The sequence below is a fragment of the Paraburkholderia solisilvae genome, from assembly GCF_902859875.1.
Taxonomy (GTDB): domain Bacteria; phylum Pseudomonadota; class Gammaproteobacteria; order Burkholderiales; family Burkholderiaceae; genus Paraburkholderia; species Paraburkholderia solisilvae.
In genome coordinates, this window is sequence record NZ_CADIKF010000001.1 from 251,378 (window position 1) to 267,918 (window position 16,541).

16 protein-coding genes and 1 pseudogene are annotated in these 16,541 nt (G+C 62.0%); 11 read left to right on the forward strand and 6 right to left on the reverse strand.

Annotated features, from left to right (window positions below; translation table 11 throughout):
• Positions 1-131: 131 nt before the first annotated feature.
• From HV675_RS01225 to HV675_RS01235, 3 genes are all read left to right on the forward strand, one after another.
• Complete coding sequence (locus HV675_RS01225; protein WP_175108906.1) at positions 132-1,058, forward strand: ABC transporter ATP-binding protein; 927 nt, start codon at positions 132-134, stop codon at positions 1,056-1,058.
• Positions 1,055-1,816: an ABC transporter permease gene (locus HV675_RS01230; protein ID WP_175108907.1), complete on the forward strand. Its 762-nt coding sequence runs from the start codon at positions 1,055-1,057 to the stop codon at positions 1,814-1,816. The genes HV675_RS01225 and HV675_RS01230 overlap by 4 nt, the downstream gene beginning before the upstream one ends.
• Positions 1,817-1,897: 81 nt before the next feature.
• Positions 1,898-3,112, forward strand: a complete 1,215-nt coding sequence (locus tag HV675_RS01235) for a sensor histidine kinase (RefSeq protein WP_175108908.1) — start codon at positions 1,898-1,900, stop codon at positions 3,110-3,112.
• 115 nt (positions 3,113-3,227) lie between these two features.
• Here HV675_RS01235 and HV675_RS01240 read toward each other — a convergent pair whose 3' ends face one another.
• Entirely contained in the window at positions 3,228-3,356 is a 129-nt protein-coding gene (locus tag HV675_RS01240) for an MFS transporter small subunit (RefSeq protein ID WP_175108909.1), read from the reverse strand.
• 12 nt (positions 3,357-3,368) lie between these two features.
• Entirely contained in the window at positions 3,369-4,772 is a 1,404-nt protein-coding gene (locus tag HV675_RS01245) for an L-lactate MFS transporter (RefSeq protein WP_175108910.1), read from the reverse strand.
• Between the two features lie 502 nt (positions 4,773-5,274).
• Here HV675_RS01245 and HV675_RS01250 point away from each other — a divergent pair.
• Together HV675_RS01250 and HV675_RS01255 are read left to right on the forward strand one after the other, a co-directional pair.
• Positions 5,275-5,496, forward strand: coding sequence for a hypothetical protein (locus tag HV675_RS01250; RefSeq protein ID WP_175108911.1), 222 nt, complete (start codon positions 5,275-5,277; stop codon positions 5,494-5,496).
• On the forward strand, positions 5,477-6,196 hold the full coding sequence (locus tag HV675_RS01255; protein ID WP_175108912.1) for a GntR family transcriptional regulator: 720 nt from the start codon (positions 5,477-5,479) through the stop codon (positions 6,194-6,196). Before HV675_RS01250 ends, HV675_RS01255 begins: the two co-directional genes overlap by 20 nt.
• A 223-nt stretch (positions 6,197-6,419) precedes the next feature.
• Here the strand turns inward: HV675_RS01255 and sucD are convergent, their stop codons facing one another.
• Together sucD and sucC are read right to left on the reverse strand one after the other, a co-directional pair.
• Positions 6,420-7,298, reverse strand: coding sequence for a succinate--CoA ligase subunit alpha (gene sucD, locus HV675_RS01260; RefSeq protein WP_175108913.1), 879 nt, complete (start codon positions 7,296-7,298; stop codon positions 6,420-6,422).
• A 1-nt stretch (position 7,299) separates the two neighbouring features.
• The gene (gene sucC / locus HV675_RS01265; RefSeq protein ID WP_175108914.1) at positions 7,300-8,547 is read right to left on the reverse strand and encodes an ADP-forming succinate--CoA ligase subunit beta; all 1,248 of its coding nucleotides are present in this window, start codon (positions 8,545-8,547) and stop codon (positions 7,300-7,302) included.
• 480 nt (positions 8,548-9,027) lie between these two features.
• Here sucC and frc point away from each other — a divergent pair, with 480 nt between their 5' ends.
• The 4 genes and pseudogenes from frc (at position 9,028) to HV675_RS01285 (ending at position 12,241) form a co-directional block, all read left to right on the forward strand.
• On the forward strand, positions 9,028-10,275 hold the full coding sequence (gene frc / locus HV675_RS01270) for a formyl-CoA transferase (protein WP_175108915.1): 1,248 nt from the start codon (positions 9,028-9,030) through the stop codon (positions 10,273-10,275).
• Between the two features lie 181 nt (positions 10,276-10,456).
• Positions 10,457-10,549: pseudogene (locus tag HV675_RS01275) on the forward strand (hypothetical protein); the annotation flags it as partial.
• A gap of 81 nt (positions 10,550-10,630) precedes the next feature.
• Positions 10,631-11,446: a fumarylacetoacetate hydrolase family protein gene (locus HV675_RS01280; protein ID WP_175108917.1), complete on the forward strand. Its 816-nt coding sequence runs from the start codon at positions 10,631-10,633 to the stop codon at positions 11,444-11,446.
• A gap of 45 nt (positions 11,447-11,491) precedes the next feature.
• Positions 11,492-12,241: an NAD(P)(+) transhydrogenase (Re/Si-specific) subunit beta gene (locus HV675_RS01285; RefSeq protein WP_175108918.1), complete on the forward strand. Its 750-nt coding sequence runs from the start codon at positions 11,492-11,494 to the stop codon at positions 12,239-12,241.
• A gap of 95 nt (positions 12,242-12,336) precedes the next feature.
• Here the strand turns inward: HV675_RS01285 and HV675_RS01290 are convergent, their stop codons facing one another.
• The gene (locus HV675_RS01290; RefSeq protein WP_175108919.1) at positions 12,337-12,639 is read right to left on the reverse strand and encodes a hypothetical protein; all 303 of its coding nucleotides are present in this window, start codon (positions 12,637-12,639) and stop codon (positions 12,337-12,339) included.
• Between the two features lie 99 nt (positions 12,640-12,738).
• Positions 12,739-13,683 (reverse strand): LysR family transcriptional regulator, encoded by a 945-nt coding sequence (locus HV675_RS01295; RefSeq protein WP_175108920.1) that lies wholly within the window; start codon positions 13,681-13,683, stop codon positions 12,739-12,741.
• A 416-nt stretch (positions 13,684-14,099) separates the two neighbouring features.
• Here HV675_RS01295 and oxlT point away from each other — a divergent pair, with 416 nt between their 5' ends.
• A complete protein-coding gene (oxlT, locus tag HV675_RS01300) occupies positions 14,100-15,437 on the forward strand; it encodes an oxalate/formate MFS antiporter (RefSeq protein ID WP_175108921.1) in 1,338 nt (445 codons plus the stop codon).
• 25 nt (positions 15,438-15,462) lie between these two features.
• Complete coding sequence (locus HV675_RS01305) at positions 15,463-16,461, forward strand: LysR family transcriptional regulator (RefSeq protein ID WP_175108922.1); 999 nt, start codon at positions 15,463-15,465, stop codon at positions 16,459-16,461.
• The last annotated feature ends 80 nt before the right edge of the window (positions 16,462-16,541 follow it).

Sequence of the window (16,541 nt, forward strand, 5' to 3'; positions counted from 1 at the left end):
ACTCTGCGCGGCGATGCACGCGGGGTAGTCGAAACATCGCGCACCGATGCCGCGTGCGCGACGTGCACTTTCAGTGACGCTTCGATGACGACGTCGCGCAAGGCGGGGCCATATCTGCTATCTTCGCGGGCATGCCGCCAATCATATCGATATCCAATCTATCCAAAACCTACGCATCCGGTTTCCGCGCGCTCAACGGGATCGACCTGTCGATCCGGCGCGGGGAAATCTTCGCGCTGCTCGGGCCGAACGGCGCGGGCAAGACGACGCTGATCAGCATCGTCTGCGGGATCGTCAGGGCATCCGAAGGGTCCGTCAAGGTCGATGGGCACGACATCCAGAATGACTTCCGCGCCGCGCGCGAGCTGATCGGCCTCGTGCCGCAGGAACTCACCACCGACGCGTTCGAAACCGTGTGGGGGACCGTATCGTTTAGCCGCGGCCTCTTCGGTAAGCCGAAAAATCCTGCGTACATCGAAAGGGTTCTGCGCGACCTGTCGTTATGGGAGAAGCGCAATAACCGCATCATGACGCTGTCCGGCGGCATGAAGCGGCGCGTGCTGATCGCCAAGGCGCTGTCGCACGAACCGCGCGTGCTGTTTCTCGACGAGCCGACCGCCGGCGTCGACGTCGAACTGCGGCGCGATATGTGGCGCCTCGTGCGCTCGCTCACCACAAGCGGTGTGACCGTTGTGCTGACCACACACTACATCGAGGAAGCGGAGGAGATGGCCGACCGGATCGGCGTGATCAATGCCGGCGAGATCGTGATTGTCGAGGAGAAGGCGGAACTGATGCGCAAGCTCGGCAAGAAACAGTTGCTGCTGCATCTCGAGGCGCCTTTGACGGCCGTGCCCGCGGCGCTCGCGCACTATGGGCTCGAACTCGCGAACGGCGGCGCCGAACTGATCTACACCTACGACTCGGAGCGCGAACGTGCGGACATCGTCGCGTTGCTCAACGATCTGAACCATGCGGGCATCCGCTTCAAGGACCTGCAGACGACGCAAAGCTCGCTCGAAGACATCTTCGTGAGCCTGGTGCGAGGGCAATCATGAATCTTCACGCGATCCGCGCGATCTACCGTTTCGAAATGGCGCGCACCGGCCGTACGTTGATGCAGAGCATCGTCGCACCGGTCATCTCCACGTCGCTGTACTTCGTCGTGTTCGGCGCGGCGATCGGCTCGCGCATCCGCGAAGTCGAAGGCGTCAGCTACGGCTCGTTTATCGTGCCGGGACTGATCATGCTGTCCCTGCTGTCGCAGAGTATTTCAAACGCGTCGTTCGGCATTTACTTTCCGCGCTTCACCGGGACCATTTACGAACTGCTTTCTGCGCCGGTGTCGTATCTGGAGATCGTGGTCAGTTACGTCGGCGCGGCGGCGACGAAGTCGCTCGTGCTCGGCCTGATCATTCTCGCGACCGCGGGGCTGTTCGTGCCGCTGCAGATCCAGCATCCGCTCTGGATGGCGCTATTTCTCGTGCTGACGTCGGTGACGTTCAGCCTGCTCGGTTTCATTATCGGCATCTGGGCCGATAACTTCGAGAAGCTGCAGATCGTCCCGCTGCTGATCGTCACGCCGCTCACGTTTCTTGGCGGCAGCTTCTATTCGGTCGCGATGCTGCCGCCCGGCTGGCGCGTGGTCGCGCTTTTCAACCCGATCGTTTATCTGATCAGCGGTTTTCGCTGGAGCTTCTATGGGCTCGCGGACGTGAGCGTCGGCATCAGCCTCGGCATGACGGCGCTGTTCCTTGCGATTTTTCTGGCCGTGATCGCGTGGATCTTCAAAACCGGATACCGGCTCAAGTCGTAGTACGATGGTCGATCTTGATGGGGCCGCGGCATGCGCCGCCGGTCCCTTCGCCTTCGCTGTGCTTCATCGCGAGGTTTTGTTATGGCCAAACCGTACGGGCCGATGCGCCTGTTTGCCGACGCGCTTCGTCGGGAGCGCGTCAATCTGACTGAACGGTGGATGAAGGCGGTGTTCGATGATGCCGAGCTGTCGGAGTCCGATCGGCTCACGTACGAGCAACTGTCCGACCACGTTCCCGCCATCCTCGAGGAAATCTGCAGTGCGCTCGAGGAGCAGGACCTCGACCAGGTCGAACCGTCGATCGAGCGCAATGCGAAGCAGCACGGCAAGCTGCGCTTCAAGCAGGGTTACCGGATCGACGAACTGGTGCGCGAGCTCGATCTGCTGCGTCAGATGTTGATGGGGGCGATCGTCGGGTTTGCGGAAGGGCATCCGGTGTTTACGCGGCGCCATGAGGAACGCGCGCGGCATTTCGTCGACGAGGCGATCAGCTTTGTCACGTTCACGTCGATCCGCGAGGTGATGACCGAACGCGATCGCAAGATCGACGAATACACCGGCCGGCTCGAGCGCGCGAATCATGAACTGATGCTCAAGCAGAAGCTCGTCGGCGAATTGTATGAATCGCGGATGCAGATCACGCGCAGCGTGGTGCACGATCTGCGCAATTTCCTGAACGTGTTCTCGATGGCGCTGCAGATGATCGCGCGCGCGCCGGCGAAGACCGAAGCCGCGCTTGCGCTCGCGAACCGGCAGGCGGCGGATATGAAAACGCTGGTCGACGAGCTGGTCGAATATTCGGTGGTGCTTGGCGATACCAGTGCGCTTGCCGTGCAGGCCTTCGACCTGCGGGCGCTGTTCGACGAACTGGTCGCCGCGTGTCAGCCGGCAATCGACGCGAAAGGCCTGCGCCTCGTGCATGGTTTCGATCCGGGTCTGACCATGGTCACGTCGAACCGGCTCAAGCTCAAGCAGATTGCGCTCAATCTGCTGACCAACGCGGCGAAGTATACGAAGGCGGGCGAGGTTGAGTTCCAGATGCGCGCGCGGGGCGATGCGCATTGGTGTCTGCTTGTGTCCGATACCGGCGTCGGCATTGGCGCGGCGGATCAGGAGCGCGTGTTCAGGGAGTTCGAGCGCGCGAATCAGGACGATGTGCCCGGCGCCGGGCTTGGCCTTGCGATCGTGCGCGAACTGTGCCGCGTACTGCACGGCGAACTGCGTTTTGCCTCGCACGAAGGCGCGGGCACGACGTTCGAGATCACCTTTCCGCTGCATCTCGATCACGACAGCTGATGCTTCGATGAGCGCGCCCGCGCAAGCGGCCGGGCATTGGCGTTAGGGCAAAAAGAAGAGGCCGGGCATCACGCCCGGCCTCGTTCGTTCAACTGCCTGCTTGACCTTGACGCGATCAGCCGAACAGCTTGACCGCCTGCAGCAGCGTGTTGATCACGCCCCATGTGAGCGGAATCAGCACGTAGAGCCAGAAGATGACGAGCAGGCCCTTGCTGGACGGATGCTCCTGAGTCGGGTTGTTCATAGCGATGTCCTCTTATTTCTCAGCGGCCAGTTCCGCTTCGGTCATGTAGTGTTTGTCGTCGACGCGCTTGACGAGCAGGTTGCAGATGAAGCCGACTACCAGCAGCACGGCCATCAGGTGCACGGTCAGCGTGTAGGCGTCCGCCTTCGCGACGCCGTGCGCGACTTCATACGCACGGATGTAGTTGACGAGCACCGGGCCCGCGACGCCTGCGGCGGCCCACGCGGTCAGCAGACGGCCGTGGATGCCGCCGACGAACGCGGTGCCGAACATGTCGGCGAGATAGGCGGGCACTGTCGAGAAGCCGCCGCCGTACATCGACAGGATGACGCAGTACGACAGCACGAAGAGGGCGATATTGCCCGCGTCCGCGAAGGTCGGCACGAAGTAGTACAGCACCGAGCCCAGCACGAAGAACACGAAGTACGTATTCTTGCGGCCGAGCCAGTCCGAGCCCGACGCCCAGATGAAGCGGCCGCCCATGTTGAACAGCGACAGCAGGCCGACGAAGCCGGCCGCGGCCGAGGCCGTCACCGTGCTCTTGAAGCTCTCCTGAATCATCACCGACGCCTGGCCGAGAATGCCGATGCCGGCCGTCACGTTCAGGAACAGCACGAGCCAGATCAGATAGAACTGCGGCGTCTTCAGCGCCTGATCGATGTGCACGTGATTGCGCGTGATCATCCTGGTCGTGCTCGTCGCGGGCGGCGTCCAGCCGGCCGGCTTCCAGTCCGGCGCCGGCACGCGGATCGCGAGCGAGCCGATCGTCATCGAGATGAAGTAGGCGATGCCGAGTACGACGAACGTTTCAGCGACGCCGATGCTGGTGGCGCTCTTGAAGTGATTCATCAGCGCGACCGACAAGGGCGCTGCGATCATCGCGCCGCCGCCGAAGCCCATAATGGCCATGCCGGTCGCCATGCCGCGGCGGTCCGGGAACCAGCGGATCAGCGTCGACACCGGCGACACGTAGCCGAGGCCGAGACCGATCCCGCCGATCACGCCATAGCCGAGATACAGCAGCCAGATCTGATGGGTCCACACGCCGATCGCGGAGACGATGAAGCCGCCGCCGAAGCAGCATGCGGCGGTAAACATCGTGCGGCGCGGGCCGACGTGTTCGAGCCATTTGCCGGCGAACGCGGCCGACAGGCCGAGGAACACGATCGCGAGCGAGAAGATCCAGCCGAGCGTGGTCAGCGACCAGTCGTCCGGTGCCGATTGCGTGATGCCGATCACCTTGGTGAGGGGTCCGTTGAACACGGAAAACGCATACGCCTGGCCGATACACAGATGCACGGCAAGGGCGGCGGGCGGCACCATCCAGCGCGAGAAGCCCGGGCGGGCGACGGTAGCCTGCTTGGAAAAGAACGGGGGCGAACCGGCTTTATCGCCCGGTTTTGCAATACTGCTCATATGGTCGGTCTCCGGTGGGGTACGTCTTGTACGTTATCGGTCTTCAGATGCTTTAACTTGAGCTTTCGTTGTAACCCGTCCGTTAGCGGGGTGAAAAACTCATAAGTCTTATATGCTGATTGACCGCATATGACGGCACGACGCAAAGCGCCAACGTGGCGTTTTGCGAGACAATATTGCGCTAGATCAAGCTTGGCAATATGAGGAGCGGGAACATATAAGATATGTGCTGTCCTCATGATGCAATGCAAACGTCACACTACCCGGGCGGGCCAGGGCCGCGTGTAGCGGGGCGATTGCCGGTGCGGCGGGGCAGCAACGTGCCCTTTTATGTCGATGCTGTTTGCATGGTTTGCGTGCGCGTTGGTCGACGGCATGTTAGGTTTTTCACCGAGTTCGGAAAACAACACGAACTGATATACTACATACAAAGTTATTGACGTATGTGGCGGTGCAGCATATGATTGAGTCATTCCGATCACTCAATCGTATGGAGCTCGAAATGGATTTCGTCTCGCTGGCGTTGCTTGCCATTGGTTTCGTGGGTCTCGGCGCAGCCGCGACCGTTCTGCTGTCAAATCTCGTGCCGCAGCACGTTGCATCGATTGCTGCGAAGCACGGCCGGTACGCCGGCCTTGCGGGCGGTAACGGTGATGGAGTTGTGCCGGCGCCGTACCGTGCATCTGTCAAGAAAGAGGCGATGAATGTCGTCGGAACTAACTGAAAATGCAGTGGGCGCGCCGTTGACGCTGGCGTTGCAGCCGATCAACGCCAGCGCCAGTCTGCGGGACCAGGCGTATGCGATGCTCCGTCAGGCGATCGCCGACGCGGACATCTATCAGTCGAAGGAAGAAATCCGGTTGGACGAGCGGTTGCTGAGCGAGACGCTCGGCGTGAGCCGTACGCCGGTGCGCGAAGCGATGACGCTGCTCGAGCAGGAAGGTTTTCTGCGCATGGTGCCGCGGCGCGGCATTTATATCGTGCGCAAGAGCAAGCGTGAAATCGTCGAGATGATCCAGATGTGGGCAGCGCTCGAAAGCATGGCCGCGCGTCTTGCCACGCTGCATGCCACCGACGCGGAAATCGCGCGGCTGCGGCATATGTTCGACAGCTTTCGCGATGCGACGCCCGCCGAACATATCGAGGAATACTCGGACGCGAACATCGCGTTTCATCAGTCGATCGTCGAGTTGTCGAAGTCGCAGATCATCCTCGAGACGATCAAGAACATTTTTATTCACGTGCGGGCGATTCGCCGCCTGACAATTTCACAAAGCGATCGCGCGTCGCGTTCGATCGTCGATCATCTGCGCATCATCGAGGCGCTCGAGCAGCGCGATACCGAACTCGCGGAGCGGCTCGTGCGGCAGCATTCGCTCGATCTGGCGGATTTCGTCGACGCGAATTGCGATTTTCTTGATTGATCGGCGTCGCTGGGTGAGGGCGCTTTGCGTGGCTGGCGCCGGCGTGTCGTTCGTTCTGCTTTAGGGCCGCCGCTCCGGGCGGAGCAGGAAAAGGAAAAGCCAGCGGGTCGATGACCCGCTGGCTTTTTTGCATCTGCGAACCCGCTTGTCTTTGTCTTATGTGGGCGCGACCGCGATCTGCGGTGCGCCTGTCTGTTTTATAGGTGCTGCCGTCGCGCGATTCTCAAAGCGCGCGTAGCGCCTGCAACATCGTTTCGCCCAGTGCCGCCGGCGACTGCGACACGTGGATGCCGGCCGAACGCATCGCGTCGATCTTCGCACCGGCCGTTCCCTTGCCGCCCGAGATGATCGCGCCCGCATGACCCATGCGCCGGCCGGGCGGCGCGCTCGTGCCCGCGATAAAGCCGACCACTGGCTTCTTCGTGCGCGCGTCCTTCAGGAACTGCGCGGCGTCTTCCTCGGCCGAGCCGCCGATTTCGCCGATCATGATGATGCCGTGCGTGTCGTCGTCGGCGAGAAACATCTCGAGGCAGTCGATGAAATTCGTGCCGTTCACCGGGTCGCCGCCGATGCCGATGCAGGTCGTCTGGCCGAGGCCCGCGGCGGTCGTTTGCGCGACCGCTTCATAGGTCAGCGTGCCCGAGCGCGACACGACGCCGATCTTTCCCGGCCGATGAATATGGCCGGGCATGATGCCGATCTTGCACTGGCCCGGCGTGATCACGCCCGGGCAGTTCGGCCCGATCAGACGCGTTTTCGAGCCGGCGAGCGCGCGCTTCACGCGCACCATGTCGATCACCGGAATGCCTTCTGTGATGCAGACGACGAGCGGCACTTCGGCGTCGACGGCTTCGAGAATCGCATCGGCGGCGACCGGCGGCGGCACGTAGATCACCGACGCATTGGCGCCGGTTGCATCGATTGCGTCGGCGACCGTGTCGAACACGGGCAGGCCGAGATGCATCGAGCCGCCTTTACCCGGCGTCACGCCGCCCATCATGTGTGTGCCGTACGCGAGCGCCTGCTCGGAATGGAAGCTGCCTTGCGACCCGGTGAAGCCCTGGCAGATCACTTTCGTGTTGCGGTCGATCAGAACGGCCATATCAGTGTGCTCCCGAGTGTTGGGCGGCGAGTTGAGCGGCGGCGGTTTGCGTGTTCCCTTTTTCGCGGACGGCCGCGACGACCTTGCTCGCGGCGTCCGCGAGATGGTCGGCCGACAGAATGGGCAGCCCGGAGTCGCGCAGAATCTGCTTGCCGAGTTCGACGTTCGTGCCCTCGAGCCGCACCACGAGCGGTACGTGCAGATCCACTTCGCGCGCGGCACTGACGACGCCTTGCGCAATCACGTCGCAGCGCATGATGCCGCCGAAGATGTTGACCAGAATGCCTTCGACTTTCGGATCGCCGAGAATCAGCCGGAACGCGGTCGCGACGCGTTCCTTCGTCGCGCCGCCGCCGACGTCGAGAAAGTTCGCCGGCTCGCCGCCGTACAGCTTGATGATGTCCATGGTTGCCATCGCAAGGCCGGCGCCGTTGACCATGCAACCGATATTGCCGTCGAGCGTCACGTAGTTGAGCCCGTGTTTCGCGGCTTCGAGCTCGGCCGGATCTTCTTCGGCTTCGTCGCGCAGCGCTTCGATCGACGGATGACGGAACAGCGCGTTGTCGTCGAAGTTGATCTTCGCATCGAGCGCGACGACATCGCCCGACTCGGTGACGACTAGCGGATTGATCTCGACGATCGACGCATCGAGTTCGACGAACGCGCGGTACGCGTTGACGATGAACAGCGTCGCCGATTTGATCTGATTGCCGCTCAGGCCGAGCCCGAATGCAATCTGCCGTGCGTGGAACGCTTGCAGGCCGGTCGCCGGGTCGATGGCGACTTTCAGGATCTTGTCGGGCGTGCGCGCCGCGACTTCCTCGATTTCCATCCCGCCTTCGGTCGACGCCATCACCGTGATGCGCGACGTGGCGCGGTCGATCAGCATGCCGAGATACAACTCGCGCGCAATCGCGCAGCCTTCCTCGATATAGACGCGCTTCACTTCGCGGCCGGCGGGGCCGGTCTGCTTCGTCACCAGCACGGACGACAGCATCTGGGCGGCGTTCTTCGCGACGTCGTCGACCGACTTCACGACCCGCACGCCACCTGGGCCGTGGCGGTCGTTCGTAAAGCGGCCCGCGCCGCGGCCGCCCGCATGAATTTGCGATTTGACGACCCACACCGTGCCACCGAGTTCGCGCGCAGCCGCCGCGGCATCGTCCGGCGTAAACGCGACGCGGCCGTTCGGTACGGCGACGCCATAGCCTTTCAGCAGTTCCTTCGCCTGATATTCGTGAATGTTCACAGACTCCTCACTGGGTTCGTTTCGAGATCGGGGCGTGGGGAAAAGACGATCTTGACGGGCTGTGAAATATGGTATGTGATATATCAGAATGGTTCAAGGGATGGGAGTGGTCGGTATTTTCCCTCGGTCGAGGCTTTCGGGTGGCTGTCGATCAGCTGCAGAGTCAAGCTGGCCAAGGGTTTACCGCAAATGACGATGGCGCGACGCAGCATCAAAATACGCTTGATGCATGGTGATATATCACATACCGTATTGATCGGAGCATGTGAAATCGCTCGCCGCGTACAGGCCATGAAGACCGGCTACGTCCATCGCTGAATTCAGATAACGATCGACCAGGAGACGGCTATGTCCGCACCCGTTTTACCCGCCAACACCGGCATTGGGGCGCGCGTTCGCGCGCAGTTCGACGCGCGCGGTCGTGCACGCCGCGCGATTCACCCCACCATGAACAAGTGAAGCGAAGGAGGGAGACAGATCATGGGCAAGGCACTTGACGGTGTGCGCATCCTCGATTTCACGCATGTGCAGTCGGGTCCGACCTGCACGCAACTGCTGGCATGGTTCGGCGCCGATGTGATCAAGGTGGAGAAGGCCGGCACCGGGGACATCACGCGCGAGCAACTGCGCGACATCCCCGAAGCGGATAGCCTTTACTTCACGATGCTCAACCATAACAAGCGGTCGGTGACCATCGATACGAAGAACCCGGAAGGCAAGAAGGTTCTCGAAACGCTGATCAAGAGTTGCGATGTGCTGGTCGAAAACTTCGCGCCAGGCGCGCTCGACCGGATGGGCTTCTCGTGGGAGCACATTCAGGAACTGAATCCGCGGATGATCGTTGCATCGGTGAAGGGCTTCGGCCCCGGTCCTTATCAGGACTGCAAGGTTTATGAGAACGTCGCGCAATGCGCGGGCGGCGCCGCGTCGACGACCGGCTTCGACGATGGCCCGCCGGTTGTCTCCGGTGCGCAGATCGGCGACAGCGGCACGGGCTTGCATCTCGCGCTCGGCATCGTCACCGCGCTGTACCAGCGCACGATGACCGGCCGTGGCCAGAAAGTGCTGGCTGCGATGCAGGACGGTGTGCTGAACCTGTGCCGCGTGAAGCTGCGCGACCAGCAACGCCTCGAACGCACGGGTGTGATGAAGGAGTACCCGCAGTATCCGAACGGCACGTTCGGCGAGGCGGTGCCGCGCGCGGGCAACGCATCGGGCGGAGGACAGCCGGGCTGGATCCTGAAGTGCAAGGGCTGGGAAGCGGACCCGAATGCGTACATCTACTTCATTACGCAGGCGCCGGTGTGGGCAAAGATCTGCAACGTGATCGGCAAGGAAGAGTGGGCGACCGATCCGGACTATGCGACGCCGGCTGCGCGCCTGCCGCACCTGAAGGACATTTTCGCGGAAATCGAACGCTGGACGATGACGAAGACCAAGTTCGAGGCGATGGAAATCCTCAACAAGTACGACATTCCGTGCGGCCCGATTCTGTCGATGAAGGAGATCGCGGAAGACGAGTCGTTGCGCAAGACCGGCACGATCGTCGAGGTCGATCATCCGGTACGCGGCAAGTATCTGACCGTTGGCAATCCTATCAAGCTGTCGGATAGCCCGACGGACGTGACGCGCTCACCGCTGCTTGGCGAGCATACCGACGAAGTGCTGACCGAGATCGGTTATTCGATGGGACAGATCGACGCGTTGCGTACCGCGGGTGCGATCTGAGCGCCGGTGGTTTCGGCGATGGTTTTGCCTGTCCATGCCGGCAGCGCGCAGTGGGTCTCGCGCGTTGTCCGCCGACGCTTTAACCGGCAGATAGCAGGCCGGGTGGCTTCATAACCAGCATCGGAGACGACGCGATATGGCCTACGAAGACTCCCTTTCACTACAGGATCGCGGCGGCGCGCACCGCGTACCGGCCTATGCGTATTCGACTCAAGTTCCGGTGGCGGTACGCGGTGCGAAATACAAGTGGGCGCGTGGCGCAGGGAAAATCTGACGCGTGCCGATGGTTGTGTCTGCAACAAGCAACAGCGCGGCATTTCCAACGAATGTCCTGCTGTCTCGCAACGGAGTCGGTATGGAAACCTGGATGCGTTTCTTGTCGAATGACGATCGGATCGTCTTCGGTAAGGTGGAAGACGGATATCTGCATGAGCACCTGAGCCTCGAGCACCCGGTGCCTACAGGTGCGGTGTTGCCGGTGAGCGCGCTTAAGGCGCTTGCGCCTTGCGCGCCGCGCAAGGTGGTGGCGCTATGGAACAATTTTCATGCGTTGGCCGCGAAGCTCGAGAAGCCCGTGCCGGCGCATCCGCTGTTTCTGATCAAGCCGGCCGAATCGGTGATCGGCGCCGCTGAGCCGATTCTGCGGCCCGCGCACTATGCGGGGAAGATCGCGTATGAGGGCGAGCTCGGCATCGTGATCGGCAAACGTTGCCGCGATGCCAGCGTGGACGAAGCGGCGGAGTCGATCTTCGGCTACACGATCGTCAACGACGTGACAGCGGCGGAACTGCTCAACGAAAATCCGCACTTTCCTCAATGGTGCCGAGCGAAAGGCTTCGATACGTTCTGTTGTATCGGGCCCGCGATCGCGACGGATTTCGACTGGCGATCGGCGCGCGTCGTCACCACACTCGACGGTGTCGAGCGTCAGAACTATCCGCTCTCGGACATGGTGTTTACCCCAGCGGAGCAGGTCAGCATGATCTCCCAGGATATGACGCTCGAGCCCGGCGACGTGATTGCGTGCGGCACGTCGCTGGGCGTCGGCTCGATCAAGGATGGCGGGTCGGTGTCGATCACGATCGACGGCATCGGCACATTGACGAACAGGCTGACGGCAGCGGGCGATACGGCGCGGCAGGCCGTACCGGCCGCCGCGAGCGCAGTCTGAGTACGGCATGAACACAAGACCGGCAACCCGGATCGAGGAGCAAGCATGCCGAATGTAGTAGCTGGCTCGGGCCAGCGCGGTATTGACGGGGCAGGTGGCCGGCGGCGTCAGTCGCTGGTTGCGCTCGCAACCATCGGTTGCTGCGGCGTCGGGCTTTTTGCGCTGGCTGGCGCGTTCACACGGTATTTCAGCTCGGCGTCGAGTCTGGCGAGGAATAGCACCGAGCGGATCGGCCTGTACGTGACGGTATTTTCCGGCGCGCTGTTGCTGGCGGCATCGGCGCTCGCATTCCTCAGGCTACGTAACACGATGCGCGACGCGGTGCGCGCGCATGTCAGCGCGTGCCCGGGTTGCGCGATCGTCGATCTGGCCGCGTTGCTGCTGTGTGTCTGGCTTGGCTATGGATTCGTCACGGAGGCTTCGCCGGTCCTCGGGTTTTCTGTTCTGCTCGCGTCCGGCGGGCTGGCCGCGGCGCTGGGCGTGCATCTGGCGGCGACCGTCGATGATCGTTACGGCTTGCTGAATGTCGTCGCGAATGGACGCCGCACACGCTCGAGCCATCGTGCGGCGAGCCCGCGATGCGGATTGCCGTGGCGGCGAGCGACGTTGTTCCATGTCGAATGGCGCGCCGATGCAATGAACCTGCGTCCCGCCGACGACTTCACGCAGCGCTGGACGCTGACTGTCGCATCGAAGCACGCCAGAGCGGGCGAAACCCGCGGAACCGGTGCGACCCGCAAGCGCGGCCGCGCTTGCAGGCATCGCGCACGAAGCGAGCGGAGCGCTGCACGATGAAGCGACGCTTGCCTGAATCGGCTGATGACGGACGGGCGCCTGCGATGATGCGACCCGTCCCGTATGCTCGCGCGGCGCACGCGCCGCGCGCCGCATCAATCGGCCGTCACTCCGCGGTAGTACTCGGTCTTCTTCTGGAAGATCAGTTGAGCGAGAAAGTCGGCGTCGTACGCCTTCAGCAAATGCGCGTGAAAGCGCTCGATATACGCGGTGATGCGTGCGATTTCGCTATTGAACTCCTGCCTCAGCACGTCGAGCGTATCGCTGTCCCAGCGAAACCGCAGGCCGAGGTCGCTGAAGGCGCTGTTGTAGGCGCAGAGATTGGCGTCTTCGGCGTTGTTCGCGGCGACGCGAGCAGCGGGCGAAGCGGTGAGCGTGGCAACCGAAGTGTGATCCATGACAGGACTCCTGAGCTGACGAGTGATAAGACTCGCCTCAAGCATAGAAGCCCTGATGGATTTGCAATAGTTAAAGTTTTATTTGGATTCCATAAAGAATCACTTATAGGTAATCAGCCGCGTGACGCGCGTAATGTCTTCGATCTGGTTCGCGCCTTCTTCCATCAGGAATTGTTTGAACGCAAGCGCGACCGGCGGCAGGCGCTTGTTCTTGCGATGCACGACGTACCAGCTGAGCATGACGGGAAAACCCTCGACGTCGAGCACGACCAGGTTGCCGACCTGCAGTTCGAGGCTGATCGTATGGGCGGAGAGGAACGCGATGCCCATGCCGGCGATCACCGCCTGCTTGATCGTCTCGGTGCTTTTGATCTCCATCGCGATCTTGAGGTTGGTCAGGCGTCCGGCGAAGCCTTCCTCCATCGAATTCCATGTGTCGGAGCCGCGCTCGCGCACGATGAACGCCTCTTCGGCGAGCTGCACGAGCTTGATATGGCGTTGGCCCGCGAGCGGATGGTTCGGCGCCGCGACGATCACGTACGGGTGCGGCGCGAACGCTTCATTGATGGCGTCCGTTTCGTGCGGCGGGCGAACCATTACCGCGAGGTCTGTTTGATTCGTCGCAAGCTGATGCAGCAGCTCTTCGCGGTTGTGCACCGAAAGGTTGAGCTCGACGCCCGTGTAGCGGTGCGTGAATTCGGCAAGCAGACGCGGAAAGAAGTAATCGCCTGCGCTGATCACGGCGACGTTCAGCTTGCCACCGGACACACCCTTGAGCTGGCTCATCGCTTCATCCACTTCGTGGAACTGCTGGATGATCGCGCGGCTGTAGTGAAGCATCTCGTTGCCGGCCGTCGTCAGATAGATTTTTTTGCCCAGTTGTTCGAACAGTGGCAAGCCGGCGTGCTCTTCAAGCTGCCTGACTTGTGTGGAAACCGCGGGTTGCGTCAGATGCAATTCTTCCGCAGCGCGCGAGAAGCTGAGATGCCGGGCGACAGTCTCGAACACCTTCAATTGGCGGAGTGTCGCGTTTCTCATCGTCATGGCCGATGTATAAGCAGGAGTGAATCCACATGGTAACAAACTTTAATTATCAGTAATTCAGCAATCACCCTAGCATCGTCATAAAAGGCACTTTTTGCCGGTGCGTGGCCCTATGCATTGCGCGTCGTGCTTGAGGGTTTACGCGTAGACGTCATGCATCGCAGCAAAGAGAGCAAGCAAACGGACAGCTCGTTTGAACATTTCTGGCTGGTGATTTGTTGGACTAACGGAATCAGACGTCAGGTAAAAATGAATCAGGCGGGAATGAAGTGACGTCGCACACCGTTTCGTACTAAAGGAATCGGAAATTACCGTTTCCCAAACCTGATGCAGGTCCGGTCGGGACACAACTATAAGTTGGCATGTATGTAATCCGGCAATCCGGCCGGTTGCAGAAACATATCGGAGACAAAGCAATGGAAGACATCTCTCGGCAGGCTCCGGCCCCCGCGATCTGGCGGAATCGCTGGTGCCAGCTTTTCATCGGCATCTTGTGCATGGCGCTGGTTGCGAACCTGCAATATGCGTGGACGCTGTTCGTCGCGCCGATGAATGCGCGGCATCACTGGGGCCAGGCGTCGATTCAGCTTGCGTTCTCCATCTTCATCCTGACTGAAACCTGGCTCGTACCGCTCGAAGGCTATCTCGTCGACCGGTTCGGTCCGCGTCCGGTCGTGGCGGTCGGCGCGATCTGCGCGGGTCTTGCATGGGTGATGAATTCTTTTGCGACTACGCTTCCCGAGTTGTACATCGCATCGGTGATCGCCGGTATCGGTGCGGGCGGCGTGTACGGAACCTGCGTCGGCAATGCGCTGAAGCTGTTTCCGGATCGCCGCGGTCTCGCTGCGGGTCTGACGGCGGCGGGCTTTGGCGCTGGTGCGGCCGTCACCGTGGTGCCGATCGCGAATATGATTACCGCGCAGGGCTACGAGCACACGTTCCTGTTCTTCGGCATCTTGCAAGGCGTGTCGATCTTCATCCTCGCGTTGCTGCTGATGAAGCCCCAAGCCCATAAGGGCCCGGCAATCAAGCGCAAGTTCGCGGTAGCCAAGACCGACTACACGCCTGGCCAGATGATCAAGGCGCCGGTGTTCTGGGTCATCTATTTGTGCTTCGTCGCGGTAGCGGCCGGCGGTCTGATGGCGACCGCGCAAATCGGTCCGATCGCGAAGGATTTCGGCATCGCGAAGATTCCGATGACCGTGTTCGGCGCGACGCTGCCGCTGCTCACGATGACGCTGTCGATCGACAACATCTGCAACGGCTTTACGCGTCCGCTGTGCGGCTTCATTTCGGACAAGATCGGCCGTGAAAACACCATGTTCGCGATTTTCATCGGTGAGGGCCTCGCGCTGCTCGGGCTGATGGAATACGGCACGAATCCGTATGCGTTCATGACGTTCGCTGCATTGATCTTCCTGTTCTGGGGCGAGATTTTCTCGATCTTCCCGGCAATCTGTGCGGACACGTTCGGCAGCAAGTTCGCGGCAGCCAACGCGGGCACGCTGTACACCGCGAAGGGCACGGCGTCGCTGCTGGTGCCGATCGCGTCGGTGCTCGCCGCGACGGGCGGCTGGAACCTGGTGTTCATCGTGTCGGCAGTGATCACGATAGCGGCAGGCGTCTCGGCGAAATTCGTGCTTGCGCCGATGCGCGCACGCTGGATCGAAGCGAGCGAGCCGCTGCTGAACGACGCCGGCAAAAGCGGCGCACCGTCGCGATTGAGCACGTGGCCGGAGCAAACCGGCGAGTAGTTCGACAGGGCCAGGCGGCGGACACATGAATGTTTCCTTGCAGCAGCTTAAGGTGTTCGTCGCCGTGGCGCGTCAGCGCAGCTTCACGCGCGCGGCGCGCGAGTTCGATCTGACGCAGTCGGCCGTAAGCCGTTGCGTGCGCGAACTCGAAGAAGCGATCTCGCTGAGACTGTTCGACCGGACCACACGCCAGGTCGAACTGACGCTGGCCGGCGCGAGCCTCGCGCGCCGCATCGGGCAACTGCTCGATGAAATCGATCTGACGCTGCGCGAAGAGCGCGCCGCGCATCACGGCCACACCGGCGTGGTGACGATCGCGAGCAACCCGGTTCTGTCGTCGCGCTGGGTGCCGGAATGCATCGCGCGCTGCGCGGCGCTCTTTCCGGGGCTGACGGTCGAGGTGAAGGATCAGCCGCAAGATGAGGTCCTCGCAAGCATCGAGCAGGGCGACGCCGATTTCGGCATCGTCTCGGACCTCGACATGCAGGACGCTGACACGTTGCTCGCGCAACCTCTTTTCTCCACACCGCTCTACGCGGTTCTGCCGGACACGCACCCGCTCGCGCGCGGCACCACGCTGATGTGGAGCGCGCTCGCCGATAACGCGCTGGTGACGCTCAATGCCGACGCCGGCAGCCGCGCCGCGGTCGAGCGCGCGATGAGCTCGCACCGGGTACACGCACGCCGCATGCAGGAATGCGGGCATGTTGCAGCGGCGATGCGTATCATCGAACTCGGGCTGGCGATCGGCGTATTGCCGATTGGCGCGCACTGGCCAGCACCGACTGCCCGCCTCGTGGCGCGTCCTTTGCTCCCTGAGGTATCGTTCACGACGATGCTCGTGCGGCACCGCAACCGGACGTTGCGGCCCAATGCCGAGGCCGCGTGGTCGCTCTTCTGCGACCGCGGCCGCGCATCCGGCCGTGCCTCCGGGGCGGCGCTTGCTGACGGGTACTCGCCGTCCGGGTCTACGCCGGCCACGCCCGGCGGCGCGGCGCCGCTGCGCACGTCCCGCCGGGCCTGACACTCGTCCTGTCGCGCACAAGAGAACGTTCGCGCTTCACGCTCCTGGCAGACTCGGGGACCTCTCTTTGCAAGGAGTAC